The sequence below is a fragment of the Sinorhizobium chiapasense genome (assembly GCF_045277575.1).
Classification (GTDB): Bacteria; Pseudomonadota; Alphaproteobacteria; order Rhizobiales; family Rhizobiaceae; genus Ensifer; species Ensifer chiapasense_A.
The window spans coordinates 1464850-1479881 of record NZ_CP144205.1 but is presented as its reverse complement, the minus strand read 5'-3'; the positions used below and the strand labels follow the sequence as shown (position 1 = coordinate 1479881).

Sequence of the window (15032 nt, the reverse complement as noted above, 5' to 3'; positions counted from 1 at the left end):
GGAGAGGGAACGCTCTCGTCCGATTCCATTGCGTCAATGGGAAATAGTTCCATAGTTTAGGTATTCCCTGCCATGACTTTCAAGGGCGTCCGTCCTGATACACACAAGTGCTTGAGCGCCAAGCCTAGTTTTGCCACCAGATGACGCGTTTGTGCACCAGGTTCGGCCATGCGATCCGTTTTGCCGGACCTTGCGCCGCGAGCGGTGCGACGGGCGAATGATCGCCGCAGCGAGCCAAGCCCATGCCGCTTGCGGCGCTCGCGGCCCATTTTTGCGGTCCTACCGGTCTCGGCCATGCCATTTTCCCGCGAATAGTCGGCGCGACTGCTTGTTGTCCAGCGGGTTTGGCGATATTCCACGCGGATTCACTTTGCTGGAGAAGCATATGGGGTTGAATGCCGGCCGTGCTTGGTTCCATCGCGAAGGCGCTGCGCTCGGCCACCCACCGACTCGAGACGGCCTCGCCCTTGGAGAGCGCGCCTTGCCGAAAATCTCGACAGAGATGATCGCGGCTGCGCCGGGATAGGGGACCAGTCAGCGTCGTCGGCCATTGGACCAACCCAACCATCAGCAAATACAAGGTTTTCGACTTTGCCCTCGCGCATAAAGTCGCCACGCAAAAAGGACGTATGTTCATGACGAAACAAGTCGAGCTCGACGCAATCGATCTCAAGATCCTTCGCGAGCTCCAGCGTGATGGCCGGATGACCAATGTCGATCTCGCCCAGCGGGTCGGCATCTCTGCGCCGCCGTGCCTCAGGCGCGTGCGCAAGCTCGAGGAAACCGGCGTGATCAAGGGCTATCACGCGTTGCTGAACGCACCGGCGCTCGGCTTCGATCTCGTCGCCTTCTGCATGGTGGGCCTCAAGCGCCAGTCGGAAGCCGATCTCAAGGCCTTCGCTGCCGCCACGGCCGAATGGCAGATCGTCCGGCAAGCCTGGACAGTTTCCGGCGAAAGCGACTTCTTGCTGCATTGTGTCGCCGAGAACCTGACAACTTTCCAGGATTTCGTCATCGAAGTGCTGACGGCCAACGAACGGGTCGACACGGTGCGCACGATGCTGACCATTCGCCAGGTCAAGGATATCGGCCTCGTCCAGATCTAAGGCCCGCCCATGAGCAAGCTTCCGCTTTCCGCCTTCATCATCTGCCAGAACGAAGAAGCCTATCTCGGCAATTGCATCGAGAGCCTCGATCAATGCGCGGAAATCGTCATCGTCGACTCCGGCTCGACCGACGGCACGCCGGCACTCGTGCAATCCTATATCGACAGGGGCTGGCCGATCCGCTTCCTGCATGAGCCGTGGCGGGGTTATGCCGGCCAGAAGCAGTTCGCCCTCGATCAATGCACGCAGCCGTGGTGCCTCAACATCGATTCCGACGAGCGCCTGGACGGACCGCTGAAGGCGCTGCTGCCATCGTTGCTCGATGCACCGGCAGAAACGGTCGGCTGGCGCGTCGCCCGCAGGCCCTATCTGATCGGTTACGGCTACACGCCCGAGCGCGTGCACGAAAGGCGGAACCTCAGGCTGATCCGCCAGGGCAGGGGACGCTACGACCTCAACCAGAAAGTCCATGAGGGTATCGTTCCGGATGGTGCCGTCGGTGCCGCCCGCAAGGGCAGCCTGCTGCACTACCGGCCGCTGATCATCGACGAGCAGATCCTCAAGGAAAACAAATACTCGACACTGAAGGCAGACCAGCAGTTTGCGGCCGGCAAGTCCGCGCGGCCCTACAAGATGCTGTTCAGCCCGCCGCTCTATTTCTACCGGCTCTATTTCCGCAATGGCCTTTGGCGCTGCGGCTTTCCGGGCTTCATCGAAGCGATGACGGGGGCGGTCTACGCCTTCTTGACCGCAGCCAAGATCTATCAGAGGCACGCGCTGAAACGTCGTCCGAACCATGACGACATGGATCGGCGCCAGGCCAGCCCGTGAGGTTCCCATGAAAATCATGCACTTTCATTTCGGCAAGGACGGCGGCGCAGAGCGCTTCTTCGTTCATCTGGTCAATGCGCTTGGCGAGCGCGGCGTCGAGCAAACCTCGGTCATCCGGCCCGGGCGCATCTGGCGGAAGGATATCGAAGGTGCGACGCACATCATCGAAAGCAATTTCCGCAACCTGTCGCTCGACCGGATCCTCCTGCCGATGAAGGTCAGCAGCATGGCGCGCCGCGAGAAGCCGGACGCGCTCTTCGCCTGGATGCCGCGCGCGAGCCGTCTCATGCCCAACTATAAGGGCTGCATCAAGATTTCCCGCCTCGGCGACTATCCGCTGCGTCTCGACTATTTCCGCAATACCGATTGCCTCGTCTGCAACACGCCCGGCATTGCCGAACATGTGCGCAAGCTCGGCTGGACGCGCGACGTCGAGGTCATCTCCAACTTCACCGGTACCGAGCGGGTCGCCCCCGTCAGCCGGGCGACACTTGATACGCCGGAGAACGCGCCCGTCATCATGTCGATGGGACGCTTCGTCCCGCGCAAGGGATTCCACACGCTGATCCAGGCGATCGCCAAGGTGCCGGACGCCTACCTCTGGCTCGTCGGCGACGGCGAGGAACGTGGAAACCTGGAGAAGCTGGCTGCCGATCTCGGCGTCTTGAAGCGCGTGCGCTTTGCGGGCTGGCAGAAGGATACGCGCCCGTTCCTCGCCGCTTCGGACATTTTCGTCATGGCGTCGAGCCATGAGCCGCTCGGCAATGTCATCCTCGAGGCCTGGGCGCAAGGCACACCTGTTGTTTCGAGCCGTTCGGAAGGGCCGCAATGGTTCATGCGCGACGGCGAAAACGGCTTGATGGTCGATATCGGTGATGCCGATGGCTTTGCCCAGGCGATTGACAGGATCGCCAACGACACGTCGCTCGGCGAACGCCTGGCCCAACGCGGCCACGAGACGCTGATGAACCAGTTCTCGAAGCAGGCGATCACCGACGCCTATCTGAAACTTTTCGCCTCGAAGCGCTGAGGTCGCTCAATCACGCGCTCAGAAGCGCATCAACCGCTCGTAGACGGCGTTGATCGCACGGGCCTCGCCTTCGATCGCGAATGATGCGCAGGTCAACCCCAGCCCATTGGCGCCGGCCACCGCGCGGCGCCGATCATCGTCCATGAAACCGGCAGTCGCCTCGACCATCGCCTGCAGATCATTTGCGGCAATGATCGTGCCGGTTTCCTGCTCACCGACGACCACCAGTTCCGAAAACGCGCCGACATCGGTCGCGACAACCGGCACCCCGGTTGCCATGGCCTCGAGCGGCGTCAGGCCAAAACCTTCCCAGCGTTGCGGCGCGACGAAGAGGTCGAGCGCGCGATACCAATCGGGAATGTTGGTGTGTTCGCCGACGAAACGGATGCGGTCCGTCAGACCGGCCCTTGCCACACGTTCCTTCAGCTCGTTCTCGAATGCCACATGCGGGCCGGTCGCGCGCCCCGCGACGACGGCGCTCCAGCCTGGCCGGCAAGGGAGCAACGCAATCATGCTGTCGACGAAGAGATCGGTTCCCTTCTGCTTGCGTACCCGCCCGAAGCAGCCGACATATTTCTGCGCGGGGTCGAGGCCGAGCGCAGACTTGGCATCAGCCGCGTCCACAGGCGGCTGGAAGCGTTTCGTGTCGATGCCGTGCAGGATCACCGTGTTCGGCACGTCGAGATAGGCGGCAGTCTTGCCGCTCGTCGCGATCACCGCATCCATCCTGGAGATCAGGAACTTGCTCCAGCCGGTGTGGCGGCGCTGCGAAGCGGACGTGAAGACGATCTTCAGCTTCATGCCGAGCAGGTCGCGCAGCACAATCGCCGGCAGCATCTCGACGTTGCGGCGCGCGTGCCAGACCCGGCAAGGTCGGCCATCCGGCGCGCTCCACAAGCCCAACAGATCGCGGAATCGGATCGAGGGCAGGGTGTCCGGCAGCCCCGGGCCAAGCACGGCGATCTTTTCGCCGAGCGCGCGCTGGATCGGAATCAACTGGATAATGGTGGACGTCACGCCCGAGAGGCGGCGCTTGAAATTGGGAGCGATGACTTCGACGTTCCGGATATCGGCCACGAAAGCGCACTCCTTGCGCGAGCAACGATCGTCTTTTTGGAAAGAGAGAATGGGGCGAAGGGAGGCTCGCCCCTGCCGGGGCTGATCAGCCCCAGTTGACCGCGAGAATTTCGTAGGCCTTGGAGCCGCCGGGGGCGTTCACTTCGATGGAATCGCCGACTTCCTTGCCGATCAGGGCGCGCGCGATCGGCGACGAGATCGATATGCGGCCAGCCTTCACGTCGGCTTCCTGGTCGCCGACGATCTGATAGGTCTTTTCTTCTTCCGTGTCTTCGTCAACGAGCTTGACCTTGGCGCCAAACTTGATCTTGGATCCGGACATCTTCGAGAGATCAATGACTTCCGCGCGGGCGATCAAGTCTTCGAGCTCGGTGATGCGGCCCTCATTGTGGCTCTGCGCCTCCTTGGCGGCATGGTATTCGGCATTTTCCGACAGGTCGCCATGTGCACGGGCTTCAGCAATAGCCTCGATGATTCGTGGTCGTTCTTCCTGCTGGCGCCAGCGCAGCTCCTCCTGCAGGTTGACGAATCCACCCTGTGTCATCGGCACTTTTTCGACCATTTCATTGTCCTTCATCAAGCACGAGGCGCCGCCCTTGGGGCGGCGCCAACGCAAAAGAAAACGGTCTCCGGCGCGCGAACACCGGAACCGTCCGAAACTTCGAACCGTCGTTATAGCAGAAACGGAAGCGCGAAAGCCAGATATTTCGCCACCGTCCACCGAAGGCGACAAAACATCCGCAACTTGTAGACGAACGAAACCGGTGGCAAGTTTCGCAGAAACCGCTTTACCTCAACTGCGCTTGAGGTCGTATCAGAATTGCTCCCGCAGAATATCAATGAGGAAGCAAGGCGCATGGATCTGGCCAAGGACTACGACATCAAGGCGGACCTGGACACGGGGCCGCACGGGGACGGGCGCTGGAGCGAACTGCTCCGGCCAGACTATCTGGCGGCAACGGTGACGCTCTGCCTTGGGGTCGCACTTTTTGCGTTCAACGAATTTTTCATAGCGACGGCACTACCGACGGCTGTCGCGGACATCGGCGGCGCTACGCTGCTTTCCTGGGCGGTCACGCTCTATCTCGTCTTTGCGATTCTCGGCGGGGCGGTTGCGGCCAATCTGAAGGCAAGGTTCGGCGCCCGCGGCACGCTGATTACAGCCGCCATCGTATTTGTGGCCGGAACCATGATCGCGACGACCGCGAGCAGCATGCCGCAGGTGCTCGCCGGTCGGGTGTTCCAGGGATTCGGTGAGGGTATCATCGCCGCGGTCTGCTACGCGCTGATCCCGGAGTTGTTCCCGCCGCGGTTGGTGCCAAAGGTCTTCGGAGCCGAAGCCATCGTCTGGGCAATGGCCGCCTTCGGCGGTCCGCTCGTCTCCGGATTCGTTACAGAACATTGGTCCTGGCGGGCGGCTTTCGGCGTCAACATCCCGGCCGCGGCAATCTTCGTCGCCCTCGTCCTCGCCATCGTGCCGGCCCAAAAGATATCGGTCGACACGTCACGCCCGATCCCGCTCGCGCGGCTGATCATCGTCGGCGCCGGCATATTGCTGATATCGGTCTCAACCACGGCCAGAAGCGTTCCGTTGATGGTCGCTGCATTGGCAACGGCGCTGGCGATCCTCTGGGCTGCGGTCGAGACCGACCGGCGGGCGACGCATTCGATCTTGCCTGCCGGCGCCTTCGCACTCACAAAACCGCTCGGCACCGGCCTTTGGGTCGTGCTGCTGATGCCGCTGGCGCAAGCGTCCGGTTCCGTCTACCTCATCTATGGCCTACAGCACGTTTGGAACTTCAGCCCGACCGCTGCCGGATTTTCCGGTGCGCTAATGGCGATCTCCTGGAGCGTGACCGCAATTTTCGTCGCGAGCCTGCGCTCGCATGATCTGCGCGTGAAGCTGATCCAGACGGGGCCGGCACTTCTCAGCCTCGGACTCGCCGGCTTGACGATCGCGGTCGCCATGGACGAATTCCGGCTGGTCTTTCCGAGCCAGATCGCGATTGGCGCAGGCTTCGGCGTCTCCTGGGGGACGCTCAGCCAATTGATGATGGATGTTTCACCACACAGGGAACGCGACAAGACTTCCGCATTTCTGCCGACGCTGCAATCGGCCGGTTACGCCATCGGTGCAGCAATCTGCGGATTGACCGCGAATCTCCAGGGCTTCGACGAGAAGGCAAGCGTCGCCACGATGCACGGGGCACTGTTCGCCGTCTTCGTCGTCGCTGCCATGATCTCGACGGCATCGCTCTACTTCGGCCTTAGAACCGTGCGGCTTGCCACGAGGCGGTCCGGGCGGAATGCGGGGGAAGCGGCGGTCCGGGCGGTCTCTGGAAACCAAAGCGTCGTGCTTTCAGATGACTGACGCTTTGGCACTTTGAACCGGGACCATCTTTCGGTTCCCGCGGCCCGGCCTGGGGCTTCCCTAGGCGGCCGCGTGGAGCGGCGCGCCGACGTGACGGCGCCCAAGCAGGGCGCGCTGCTCGCCGCCGCGGCCGCTCGACGGAACGATCGTCGCAAGCAGCCGGCGATTGCTGGAGAAGACCTCGACCCTCAGCGATCCATAATCCGCATCGCGGCCGATCCTGTCGGCGATGCGCTGGCCATAATAGAGGGCCGAGCCCTCGTCGAAATAGATAATACCGTCCTCGTCAACGAAGTGCTCGTCGCCCCAATGCAAGTCGAAAAAATAGAGTTGCACGATCTTGCCCCGTAGCGCGCCCGCCGGAGGCCCCTCCGATCCCCAAGCGCTGACATATTGGAGCATGGTGCGGACGAACGCAGTCTGAACCACCCATTCATGCGGCATTCAGCCGGACAGAGTGGACGAAAAGCGTGAATTGCAGTCGATCGTCAGGATTGGAAGCGGCGCGCGAGATCGTCGCGCGCCGCTTGTCTTATCAGGCCTTGAAGTAGCTCTGCAGCGGGCGCACTTCGAGGCTGCCGGCCTTCAGCGCCTTGATCGCATGCGCTGCCGCTTCCGCGCCGGCCATGGTGGTGTAGTAGGGCACCTTCTGCATCAATGTCGCGCGGCGCAGCGACTTCGAGTCCGAAATCGCCTTGTTGCCATCGGTCGTGTTGATGACGAGCTGGACCTGACGGTTGCGGATCGCGTCCTCGACGTGCGGCCGGCCTTCCTGGACCTTGTTGACCTTGGTGGCGGCAATACCGTTTTCACCGAGGAAGCGCGCGGTGCCGGCCGTGGCCATGACCTTGAAGCCGATGTCGACGAGAATGCGGATCGCCGGAAGAACCCGGGTCTTGTCCTCGTCGCGCACCGAAACAAACACCGTTCCATCGCGCGGCAGATCGACGCCGGCGCCGAGCTGCGACTTGGCGAAGGCAAGCGCATAGTCGGTGTCGAGACCGATGACCTCGCCGGTCGAGCGCATTTCCGGGCCGAGCAGCGTGTCGACGCCGGGGAAGCGCGCGAAGGGGAAGACCGCTTCCTTCACTGCAATGTGCTTCAGGTTGCGCGGATCCGGCTTCTCGCCATAGGCGGCGATCGCCACATCCAGCGCTTCGCCAGCCATGACGCGGGCCGCGATCTTGGCGATCGGTGCGCCGATCGTCTTGGCGACGAAGGGCACGGTACGCGAGGCGCGCGGGTTGACTTCAAGCACGTAGATCGTGCCGTCCTTGATGGCGAACTGCACGTTCATCAGGCCGCCGACATTGAGCGCCTTGGCAAGTGCCGCCGTCTGGCGTTCGAGTTCGTCGACCATGGCCGTGTCGAGCGTATGCACCGGCAGCGAGCAGGCGCTGTCGCCCGAGTGGATGCCGGCTTCCTCGATATGTTCCATGATGCCCGAGACGAAGACGTCCTTGCCGTCGCAGAGGCAGTCGACGTCGACTTCCGTGGCGTTCGTCAGGTAGCTGTCGAAGAGCAGCGGGTTCTTGCCGAGCAGCGTGTTGATCTGGCCGGTCTTGTCGTTCGGGTAGCGCTGCTTGATGTCTTCCGGAACCAGGCCCGGAACCGTGTCGAGCAGATAGGTCTGCAGCATGCTTTCCGAATGGATAATCTGCATGGCGCGGCCGCCGAGAACGTAGGACGGGCGCACGACCAGCGGGAAGCCGATCTCGGCAGCGACGAGGCGGGCCTGCTCGACCGAGTAGGCGATGCCGTTGCGCGGCTGGTTGAGGTCGAGCTTCATCAGGAGCTTCTGGAAGCGATCGCGGTCTTCGGCAAGGTCGATCGCATCCGGCGCGGTGCCGAGGATCGGGATGCCGTTCTTTTCCAGCGCTTCGGCGAGCTTCAGCGGCGTCTGGCCACCGAACTGCACGATGACGCCGACGAGTTCACCCTTTTCCTGCTCGGCGCGCATGATCTCGATCACGTCTTCGGCCGTCAGCGGCTCGAAATAGAGGCGATCGGAGGTGTCGTAGTCGGTAGAGACCGTCTCCGGGTTGCAGTTGATCATGATCGCTTCGTAGCCGGCATCCTTCAGCGCGAAGGCCGCGTGGCAGCAGCAATAGTCGAACTCGATGCCCTGGCCGATGCGGTTCGGACCACCGCCGAGAATCACGACCTTCTTGCGGTCGGAAACGCCGGCCTCGGAGCGCGCGGCACCGACGAAGGGTGTTTCATAGGTCGAGTACATGTAGGCCGTTGGCGAGGCGAACTCGGCAGCGCAGGTGTCGATGCGCTTGTAGACCGGGCGAACATTCAGCGCGTTGCGCAGTTCCGCCACTTCCTTCGGGCGCTTGCCGCCGAGCGTGGCGAGCCGGGCATCGGAGAAGCCCATGGCCTTCAGCATGCGCAGGTTCTCGGCATCCTGCGGCAGGCCGTGCTCGCGGATGCGCGCCTCCATGTCGACGATCGCCTTGAACTGGGCGATGAACCACGGATCGATCTTGCTCGCCTCGTGAACGTCCGCCTCACTCATGCCGAGGCGGAGCGCCTGGGCAACCATGCGCAGCCGGTCCGGCGTCGGCGTGCCGATCGCAGCACGGATGGCGTTACGGCCATCGCCGTCGTCGTCCATGTCGGGGATTTCGATTTCGTCGAGGCCGGTGAGGCCCGTCTCGAGGCCACGCAGCGCCTTCTGCAGCGATTCGGCGAAGGTACGGCCGATCGCCATGACTTCACCGACCGACTTCATGGCGGTCGTTAGAACCGGCGAGGCGCCCGGGAACTTCTCGAAGGCAAAGCGCGGGATCTTGGTGACGACGTAGTCGATCGAGGGCTCGAACGATGCCGGGGTCGCGCCACCGGTGATGTCATTGTCGAGCTCGTCCAGCGTGTAGCCGATCGCAAGCTTCGCCGCGATCTTGGCGATCGGGAAGCCGGTCGCCTTGGAGGCGAGCGCCGAGGAGCGCGAAACGCGCGGATTCATCTCGATGACGACCAGGCGGCCGTTTTCCGGGTTGACGGCGAACTGGACATTCGAGCCGCCGGTCTCGACCCCGATCTCGCGCAGCACCGCGATCGAGGCGTTGCGCATGATCTGGTATTCCTTGTCCGTCAGCGTCAGCGCCGGGGCGACGGTGATCGAATCGCCGGTATGCACGCCCATCGGATCGATGTTCTCGATCGAGCAGATGATGATGCAGTTGTCCGCGGTGTCGCGGACCACTTCCATCTCGTATTCCTTCCAGCCGAGCACCGATTCTTCGATCAGAACTTCGGTGGTCGGCGAAGCATCGAGACCGCTGCCGACGATGTCGAAGAATTCGGTGCGGTTGTAGGCAATGCCGCCGCCGGTGCCGCCGAGCGTGAAGGACGGGCGGATGATCGCCGGCAGGCCGACATCGTCGAGCGCTTGTGCGGCAATAGCCATCGCATGGTTCATGTAACGCTGCTTGCGATCGCCTTCGCCCAGGTTCCACTGGTTCTCGAGCTCGTCGAGCGCCTTGTCGAGGTCCGGACCAGAAAGACGATTCTTCAGTTCGGCGCGCTCGGCCTCATGTACCTTGCGGTCGTGGTCCTTGATGTCGGTGGCATTGGCGAGCCGCGACTTTGGCGTCTCGAGGCCGATCTTCGCCATCGCTTCGCGGAAGAGCGCGCGGTCCTCGGCCTTGTCGATCGCGTCCGGCTTCGCACCGATCATCTCGACATTGTAGCGATCGAGAACGCCCATGCGGCGCAGCGACAGTGCCGTGTTGAGCGCGGTCTGGCCGCCCATGGTCGGCAGCAGTGCGTCCGGGCGCTCCTTGGCGATGATCTTGGCAACGACTTCCGGCGTGATCGGCTCGACATAGGTTGCGTCGGCGAGGCCCGGATCGGTCATGATCGTCGCCGGGTTGGAATTGACGAGGATGACGCGGTAGCCTTCCTCCTTCAGCGCCTTACAGGCCTGGGTGCCGGAATAGTCGAACTCGCATGCCTGACCGATGACGATCGGCCCCGCGCCGATGATAAGAATGGACTTGATATCTTGGCGCTTCGGCATGGTCGGTCATCCGTTTCTAGCTGCGCGAAAAACCGGCCAAAGTGGGAGGTCACCGGCCGGGCACGCATTGATGGTCTTTTCAGGCTAGAAGCGGCTTATAGGCAAATGTATCTGCGAGCGAAACCCCGAAAATTCCGGAATCGACAAGAAGCCGGCATATTTGCGCATCCTCTGCTTTATCGCTCGCTCGGCGGCACCAGATCCGCTCCAAACGTCAGGCGCGACCGGGAATCACCAGAACCTTGACTTCCCCGGCCGCCGGAGGGTGTGAGATGACACTGGCGGCCTCATCGAGCGTTACGCGCCGTGAAATCAGCTTGTCGATCTCGATGACCCCGGATGCCACGAGGTCGGCGGCGCGACGGTGCACGAAGGGGTTGATGAAGGAGCCGAGCACGCGCAGTTCACGAAAGAGAATATCGAATGGTTCGATCTCGACCGTCTCCCCCTGCGGCATGACGCCGAGAATGACAACCGCGCCGCCCGCCTTGGCGAGTCGCGTCGACTGCCTGACGGTTTCGGCGACGCCGGCACATTCGATGACGACGTCGACCCCACCGGGAACGAGTCCATCCTTGCCGGCGATCCGTTCGACGATATCGGCCGAGGAGGGATCGACGGTCGCGGTTGCTCCGACCTCTTCGGCAAGACGGCGCTTCTGCGCCTGTCGTGTCGACAGAATCACCGTGGTAGCGCCGGCGAGCCTGGCGAGCTGCACGACCAGCAGGCCGATCACGCCGCCGCCCAGAACGACGACGGAGGAGCCGGCGCGAATGCCCGCCATGTCCACGCCATGCAGGCAGCAGGCGAGGGGCTCGCAGAAGGCGCCGTGTACCGGATCGAGATTCGACGGTATTTCGTAGGCCTGCTTTCGAGGCACGAGAACGTATTCCGCGAAGCCGCCGTCGCGATGAATGCCGATCGCCTGGAGATTGCGGCAGAGATTGACGCGACCGGCATGGCACTGTGGACAGGCCCCGCAGGCAATGTTCGGGTCGCCGGTAATTCTCGCGCCAATCGCGATATCGGAGACTTCCGCGCCGACCGCCTCGACGATGCCGCAAAACTCGTGGCCGAGTGTGACCGGCGGTTTCGAGGGGAATTCACCGTGCAGCAGGTGCCGGTCTGTGCCGCAGATGCCACAGGCTTCGACACGGACGAGCAGGTCATGTGGGCCGGGCAGGGGCCTTTCCACGTCAGCCAGGGTGAGACGACCGATACCTTCGAGCCGCAACGTCTTCATGAACGCTTCTCCTCGTTCTGTCCGCGAGTGCATAGGAGCGGTAAAGCGGCCGAGGGTCAAGAACGCGACCTGGGTTGCGAAGCACCTTCGCAGGCCCGGCTCGAAGCAGCAAAAAGTCTGGCCAGATCGCGAACTTACGGGTGGCAATTGCGTTTTACAACGACATTAGGCCCGTCCTATAAAAGAGCAAACCGACAACGCCTGTTTACCGAGGCTGGGAGGACAGATCATGGAATGGAAAGGCCGCCGCCAATCCGAAAACATCGAAGATCAGCGCGGCGCGAGCCCGGGTGGCGGCAATCCGTTCGGACGCGGCGGCGGTTTCCGCATGCCGGGCGGCGGAGGCGGCATGCGCCGCGCCGGCGGCGGCATGAGCTTCGGCACGATCATCTTCCTCGTCATCCTCTACTTCATCCTCAAGGCCATGGGCATCGACATGCTGCAGGTGCTGGAAGGCGGCGGCGGTCAGATGCAGCTGCCCGGCTTCGAGCAGAGCGACGGTTCACCGGCGCCGCGCGGTTCGGCCCAGGAAGAGGAAACGAAGCAATTCATGGCGACCGTGCTCGCCGAGACCGAGGATACCTGGAACGGCATCTTCCAGGCGAGCGGCAAACAATACGAAGAGCCGAAGATGGTGCTCTTCCGCGGACAGGTACGCTCGGCCTGCGGCTTCGCGTCGGCCGCCTCCGGGCCGTTCTATTGCCCGGGAGACCACAAGGTCTATCTCGACATGAGCTTCTTCGATGAACTCGCGCAGAAATTCGATGCGTCCGGCGACTTCGCCCAGGCCTATGTCGTCGCGCACGAGGTCGGCCACCACGTCCAGAACCTGATCGGCGTCCTGCCCAAGTTCAACCAGATGCGCCAGTCGATGAGCGAGAACGAGGCGAACCAGATGTCTGTCCGCGTTGAGCTACAGGCCGATTGCTTCGCCGGCGTCTGGGGCAAATACACCGAGCAGAAGGGTCTGCTTGAAACGGGCGACCTCGAAGAAGCGCTGAACGCTGCCACCCAGATCGGCGACGATACGCTGCAGAAGCGCATGCAGGGCTACGTCGTTCCGGAAAGCTTCAACCACGGCACCTCCGAACAGCGCATGCGCTGGTTCAAGCGTGGCTTCGACAGCGGCAAGATGTCGGCTTGCGATACCTTCTCTGGTGCAGTCTAACCGTAGCGACGCAACAAACCGTCAGGGCCGGCACGATTGCCGGCCCTCGTCGTTTGTCGTGGTCAGCGTTCGCTGTCCATATGGGCGAGCAGCGCTTCGGGATAGCGGGCGCCCGCGGCGGCGTCTTTCGGAACCGCCTGTTCGATCGCCGCCAGATCGCCTGCGCTGAGATTGACATCGCGCGACGCGAGGGCTTCCGCCAGGCGATCCCGCCGGCGTGCCCCGATCAAAGGCACGATGTCCTGACCCTGTGCAGCCACCCAGGCAATCGCGATCTGCGCCACCGAAACGCCCTTGCTATCGGCGATCTGCCTCAGTGCCTCGACGAGGGCGAGGTTCTTGTCGATGTTGCCCTCCTGGAACCGCGGGCTCATGGCGCGGAAATCGCCCTTGCCGGCCGCGCCCTTCTGCCAATGACCGCTGATCAGGCCGCGCGAGAGAACACCGTAGGCGGTGATGCCGATGCCGAGAGCGCGGCAGGTCGGCAGGATCTCCGTCTCTATACCGCGTGATATCAGCGAATATTCAATCTGCAGATCCGAGATCGGGTGCACGGCAGCGGCGCGGCGGATGGTCTCAGGCCCGACCTCGGAAAGACCGATATGGCGGACATATCCAGCCTTCACCATGTCGGCGATCGCACCAATGGTCTCTTCGATCGGAACGTCGGGATCGAGCCTGGAGGGGCGATAGACGTCGATATGATCGACGCCAAGCCGCTGCAGCGAATAGGCGAGAAAGTTGCGGATGGCCTTGGGGCGGCAATCGTAGCCGGACCAGTTGCCGGCAGCATCACGCAGGGCGCCGAACTTCACGCTTAACAACGCCTTCTCGCGTTTTCCGCCTTTCAGCGCCTCGCCGATCAGCATCTCGTTATGGCCCATGCCATAGAAGTCGCCGGTGTCGAGCAGCGTGATGCCGGCCTCCAGCGCGGCGTGGATGGTAGCGATGCTTTCGGCCCGATCGGCCGGGCCGTACATGCCGGACATGCCCATGCAGCCGAGGCCGAGGACGGACACCGACGGGCCGGACTTTCCGAGTGAAACGTAATCCATTCGTGTTCTCCTTCGACAAGGCCGAAATCTGCCGGCCGTTTGCTCGGTCTCTTGTTTACTTCGTTCGGCGTCGTGCGATAATCCGACCTCAACCGAACGACTTGTACGAAAATCCGCACAATGAACGACCTGCCGCTTGCCGATCTCGATGCCTTCACCGCCGTTGCGGCCGCGCGCAGCTTCCGCGCGGCAGCGAAGAAGCGCGGCGTTTCCGCGTCGTCGCTCAGCGAGGCGCTGCGCCGACTGGAAGCGAAGCTGCAAGTGCGCCTGCTCAATCGCACGACCCGCAGCGTCACGCTCACGGAGGCCGGCACACGGCTGCTCGATCGGCTGACGCCGGCACTCGGCGAAATTGCCGGCGCGCTCGAGCAGGTCAACGAAATGCGCGACGGTCCCGCGGGAACGCTGAAGCTCAATGTCCCGACCATCGTCGCCCGCGAAATCCTACCACCGATCATCGGTCGCTTCCTCAGCGAGCACCCGGCCATCTCGTTGGAAGTGACGGCGGAAGATGGCTTCGTCGACGTACTGGCGGCCGGGTTCGATGCCGGCGTGCGTTACGAGGAACGCGTCGAGCGCGACATGATCGCGATCCCCATCGGGCCAAGCCGGCAACGCTATGTCACGGCCGCGGCACCGGATTATCTCGCGAGGCGAGGGGTGCCGCGCCATCCACGCGACCTGCTCGAACATGGCTGCATTCGTCACCGTTTCGCCAGCGGCATCTCGCTTCCCTGGGAATTCGGCGAAGGCGACGCGGCGCTGACGATCGCGCCGCCCGCTGTCGTGACCGCCAACACGATCGACCTCGAAATCGGCGCCGCCCTCGACGGGCTTGGCATCATCCGGACCTTCGAGGAGTTCGTGGCGCCTGCAATCGCGACCGGGCAGCTCGTGCCCATCCTCGAAGACTGGACGACCAGTTTTTCCGGGCCGTTTCTGTATTATGCAAGCCGCAGGCACATGCCGGCGCCGCTGCGCGCCTTCGTGGATTTCTTGAAGATCGAGCAACGGCGCGACCACGCATGACAGGCGGTCGCCCCCGTCACGCGACGCATCAACCATTGCGATAGTCTCATCAGATAAATTGAGATGTTCACGGATTGTTTCGCGCAAAATGATCC

General features: G+C 62.8%; 13 protein-coding genes. 6 read left to right on the top strand and 7 right to left on the bottom strand.

Annotated elements, in window-relative coordinates:
- Window positions 1-124 precede the first annotated feature (124 nt).
- Complete coding sequence (locus tag QM996_RS07220; protein ID WP_500269843.1) at window positions 125-580, bottom strand: hypothetical protein; 456 nt, start codon at window positions 578-580, stop codon at window positions 125-127.
- Between the two features lie 55 nt (window positions 581-635).
- On the opposite strand from QM996_RS07220, the gene QM996_RS07215 reads away from it, so the two are divergent.
- Genes QM996_RS07215 through QM996_RS07205 form a run of 3 tightly spaced genes read left to right on the top strand, consistent with a single transcriptional unit; the run spans window position 636 to window position 2967 of the window.
- Window positions 636-1106 (top strand): Lrp/AsnC family transcriptional regulator, encoded by a 471-nt coding sequence (locus tag QM996_RS07215; RefSeq protein ID WP_043614306.1) that lies wholly within the window; start codon window positions 636-638, stop codon window positions 1104-1106.
- A gap of 9 nt (window positions 1107-1115) precedes the next feature.
- A complete protein-coding gene (locus tag QM996_RS07210; RefSeq protein ID WP_500269842.1) occupies window positions 1116-1937 on the top strand; it encodes a glycosyltransferase family 2 protein in 822 nt (273 codons plus the stop codon).
- 7 nt (window positions 1938-1944) lie between these two features.
- Window positions 1945-2967 carry a glycosyltransferase gene (locus QM996_RS07205; protein WP_500269841.1) on the top strand — a complete coding sequence of 341 codons (1023 nt, stop codon included), beginning with the start codon at window positions 1945-1947 and terminating at the stop codon, window positions 2965-2967.
- A gap of 18 nt (window positions 2968-2985) precedes the next feature.
- On the opposite strand, the gene QM996_RS07200 is transcribed toward QM996_RS07205, so the two are convergent.
- Both QM996_RS07200 and greA read right to left on the bottom strand, forming a co-directional pair.
- On the bottom strand, window positions 2986-4044 hold the full coding sequence (locus QM996_RS07200) for a glycosyltransferase family 4 protein (RefSeq protein WP_500269840.1): 1059 nt from the start codon (window positions 4042-4044) through the stop codon (window positions 2986-2988).
- A gap of 85 nt (window positions 4045-4129) precedes the next feature.
- Window positions 4130-4606 carry a transcription elongation factor GreA gene (gene greA / locus QM996_RS07195; RefSeq protein WP_034791305.1) on the bottom strand — a complete coding sequence of 159 codons (477 nt, stop codon included), beginning with the start codon at window positions 4604-4606 and terminating at the stop codon, window positions 4130-4132.
- Between the two features lie 294 nt (window positions 4607-4900).
- Between greA and QM996_RS07190 the strand changes: the two genes are divergently transcribed.
- Window positions 4901-6415: an MFS transporter gene (locus QM996_RS07190; RefSeq protein WP_500269839.1), complete on the top strand. Its 1515-nt coding sequence runs from the start codon at window positions 4901-4903 to the stop codon at window positions 6413-6415.
- A 60-nt stretch (window positions 6416-6475) separates the two neighbouring features.
- Here QM996_RS07190 and QM996_RS07185 read toward each other — a convergent pair whose 3' ends face one another.
- The 3 genes from QM996_RS07185 to QM996_RS07175 all read right to left on the bottom strand — a co-directional run bounded on the left by QM996_RS07185 (window position 6476) and on the right by QM996_RS07175 (window position 11685).
- Window positions 6476-6751 (bottom strand): DUF6894 family protein, encoded by a 276-nt coding sequence (locus QM996_RS07185; protein ID WP_500269838.1) that lies wholly within the window; start codon window positions 6749-6751, stop codon window positions 6476-6478.
- Between the two features lie 199 nt (window positions 6752-6950).
- On the bottom strand, window positions 6951-10442 hold the full coding sequence (gene carB / locus QM996_RS07180) for a carbamoyl phosphate synthase large subunit (protein WP_500269837.1): 3492 nt from the start codon (window positions 10440-10442) through the stop codon (window positions 6951-6953).
- 214 nt (window positions 10443-10656) lie between these two features.
- Window positions 10657-11685, bottom strand: a complete 1029-nt coding sequence (locus QM996_RS07175) for a zinc-dependent alcohol dehydrogenase family protein (protein WP_500269836.1) — start codon at window positions 11683-11685, stop codon at window positions 10657-10659.
- A 229-nt stretch (window positions 11686-11914) separates the two neighbouring features.
- Here QM996_RS07175 and ypfJ point away from each other — a divergent pair, with 229 nt between their 5' ends.
- Window positions 11915-12853, top strand: a complete 939-nt coding sequence (gene ypfJ / locus QM996_RS07170) for a neutral zinc metallopeptidase (protein WP_500269835.1) — start codon at window positions 11915-11917, stop codon at window positions 12851-12853.
- A 62-nt stretch (window positions 12854-12915) separates the two neighbouring features.
- Here ypfJ and QM996_RS07165 read toward each other — a convergent pair whose 3' ends face one another.
- Window positions 12916-13908, bottom strand: coding sequence for an aldo-keto reductase family protein (locus QM996_RS07165; protein ID WP_500269834.1), 993 nt, complete (start codon window positions 13906-13908; stop codon window positions 12916-12918).
- A 120-nt stretch (window positions 13909-14028) separates the two neighbouring features.
- Between QM996_RS07165 and QM996_RS07160 the strand changes: the two genes are divergently transcribed.
- Window positions 14029-14937 (top strand): LysR family transcriptional regulator, encoded by a 909-nt coding sequence (locus tag QM996_RS07160; protein ID WP_500269833.1) that lies wholly within the window; start codon window positions 14029-14031, stop codon window positions 14935-14937.
- Window positions 14938-15032 lie beyond the last annotated feature (95 nt).

Bases quoted from the DNA above. Each gene is read 5' to 3' on its own strand.
- QM996_RS07205 (WP_500269841.1), top strand. From the start codon at position 1,945: ATGAAAATCATGCACTTTCATTTCGGCAAGGACGGCGGCGCAGAGCGC.
- ypfJ (WP_500269835.1), top strand. From the start codon at position 11,915: ATGGAATGGAAAGGCCGCCGCCAATCCGAAAACATCGAAGATCAGCGC.
- QM996_RS07215 (WP_043614306.1), top strand. From the start codon at position 636: ATGACGAAACAAGTCGAGCTCGACGCAATCGATCTCAAGATCCTTCGC.
- QM996_RS07210 (WP_500269842.1), top strand. From the start codon at position 1,116: ATGAGCAAGCTTCCGCTTTCCGCCTTCATCATCTGCCAGAACGAAGAA.
- QM996_RS07175 (WP_500269836.1), bottom strand. From the start codon at position 11,685: ATGAAGACGTTGCGGCTCGAAGGTATCGGTCGTCTCACCCTGGCTGAC.
- QM996_RS07160 (WP_500269833.1), top strand. From the start codon at position 14,029: ATGAACGACCTGCCGCTTGCCGATCTCGATGCCTTCACCGCCGTTGCG.
- QM996_RS07190 (WP_500269839.1), top strand. From the start codon at position 4,901: ATGGATCTGGCCAAGGACTACGACATCAAGGCGGACCTGGACACGGGG.
- greA (WP_034791305.1), bottom strand. From the start codon at position 4,606: ATGGTCGAAAAAGTGCCGATGACACAGGGTGGATTCGTCAACCTGCAG.
- carB (WP_500269837.1), bottom strand. From the start codon at position 10,442: ATGCCGAAGCGCCAAGATATCAAGTCCATTCTTATCATCGGCGCGGGG.
- QM996_RS07165 (WP_500269834.1), bottom strand. From the start codon at position 13,908: ATGGATTACGTTTCACTCGGAAAGTCCGGCCCGTCGGTGTCCGTCCTC.